Below are 1723 nucleotides of genomic sequence, written 5' to 3'. Positions count from 1 at the left end.
CTCACAAATGCTTTATGACGTATAGCGATGTCTCACCGGGTGATACATAGATGTATAGCCACGTGAGACATCGCTCTTTGGATGAAACCTATATAAATCAACTACTTAACCTCTTTTCTACTGTTTTCTCTTCTAATTCTCTAAAGGGCGACGCCCTTGCCGCGCTTCGCTTGGCATACCCAGTCGCTTCGCTCCGAAAATGCCTGCCCTCCGGGCAGCGACTTTTTAGGGCTTGCAGCGGGCCTTCGGCCCTCGCCCAATTGGGCTTTGCCCCCTTGGAACCCCCACTCTTGCCGCCGAGGGCTCGGGGGGCAGGGGGAAGAGCGCCCCCTGCCCCCACTCACGGAGGCTGGGTCATTCCGTGGGCGTCAAGGGGCCGAGTCCTCGCCGCTTCGCGTCTGCGGGCCGCACCAACCCCTTGACACCCACTCCATTCGAAGTGGAAGGGGGTCAAGGTTCGCGCAGCGACCGCGAAGCGGCCCCGACCTTGACGCCCTGGAACGACCCCAACGCTCAGGGCTGGTGGTCAGGGGCGCTCTTCCCCTGACCGCCTGCCACGTGGCGAACGGACAAGCCCCCTTGGGGGGGCGCGTCAGCAGGGGGTGCAAGGCGTAGCCGCGCAGGCTCTTGGGGCGTAGCCCCGAACGATCTTTGCGAAGCAAAGTCTAGTGAGTACACTTGTAATCAAGTGGCCCAGCGGAGCTAGGCGGATTTTCAGCAGATCGGGGATGGCATGGCATACGCAATCATGCGGGCAAAGAAGCTCGCCAACATGGGCTCAGTGGCGGCCTCGATGCAGCATTGCTACCGGGAACGGAATACACACAATGCTGACCAGGAACGCACACCCGACAATCAACACCTGGTCGCCAAAAGCACGGACGAGGCGATGGGAAAACTGCGGGCTTTGCTGCCAGAGAAACGGCGCAAAGATGCGGTTTTGACTGTCGAATACGTGATGACGGCCAGTCCTGATTGGTTCGAGAAAGCTACACCAGAACAGGAAAAAGCGTTCTTTCAGCAGTCCTTGCAGTGGTTGGCGGACAAGTACGGGGCCGATCGCATTGTTACGGCCAGTATCCACCGGGACGAATCCACGCCACACCTGTCGGCTTTCGTCGTGCCGCTGACTCAAGACAAACGCCTGAGCGCCAAGGAGTTCATCGGCAGTCGCGACAAGATGCGCGCCGACCAAACCTCCTACGCCGCCTGTGTGGCCAATCTTGGCTTGGAGCGCGGGATCGAAGGCAGCATGGCCAACCATCAGCGAATTCAGCAGCACTACGCGGCGGTCCAACAGGGAATGGAGTCTTCCGTGACGCTTCTGCCCTCATCCGTAGAACCGCGGGTGCTGGAGAAGGCGACTTTGCTGGAGCGAGTCAGAGGCCGTGGGGATCTGGTCGAAGATGCAGAAATGATCGCCAAGCGTGTGACGAAGGATTTGAACAAAGGGTTTGCGGGGACCGTTGCTAAGGCCTCTGAGAGCGTTGAGAGCGAACGCAAGGCGAGAGAGGCACGGAACACGGCAAAAGGCCTCAGAAAGCGCCTGGAGACGTTTGAGGGGTCTTTCAGGGGGCTTACGAAGGATCAGATCGCCAGCGTGCTCAAGATGGCCTCCGAACTCCAGCAGGAGAACGCAAAGGCCAAGGAGCAGAGCAAGCGCAAGAGCAAGACGGTTACCAAAGGGAAGGGCTTGACCCTTTAGATCCTGCTTTCATGAGTT

At 59.0% G+C, this 1723-nt stretch carries 1 protein-coding gene; it reads left to right on the top strand.

Annotated features, from left to right (window positions below; genetic code table 11):
- Positions 1-733 precede the first annotated feature (733 nt).
- Positions 734-1705 carry a MobV family relaxase gene (gene mobV / locus GHO41_RS29155; protein ID WP_095038433.1) on the top strand — a complete coding sequence of 324 codons (972 nt, stop codon included), beginning with the start codon at positions 734-736 and terminating at the stop codon, positions 1703-1705.
- Positions 1706-1723 lie beyond the last annotated feature (18 nt).

Source organism: Pseudomonas sp. FSL R10-0399, from assembly GCF_009600165.1.
Taxonomy (GTDB): Bacteria; Pseudomonadota; Gammaproteobacteria; order Pseudomonadales; family Pseudomonadaceae; genus Aquipseudomonas; species Aquipseudomonas helleri.
This window is presented reverse-complemented; position numbering and strand designations above follow the sequence as displayed.

Excerpts from the sequence above, each read along its gene's own strand:
- mobV (WP_095038433.1), top strand. The coding sequence starts at position 734 with ATGGCATACGCAATCATGCGGGCAAAGAAGCTCGCCAACATGGGCTCA.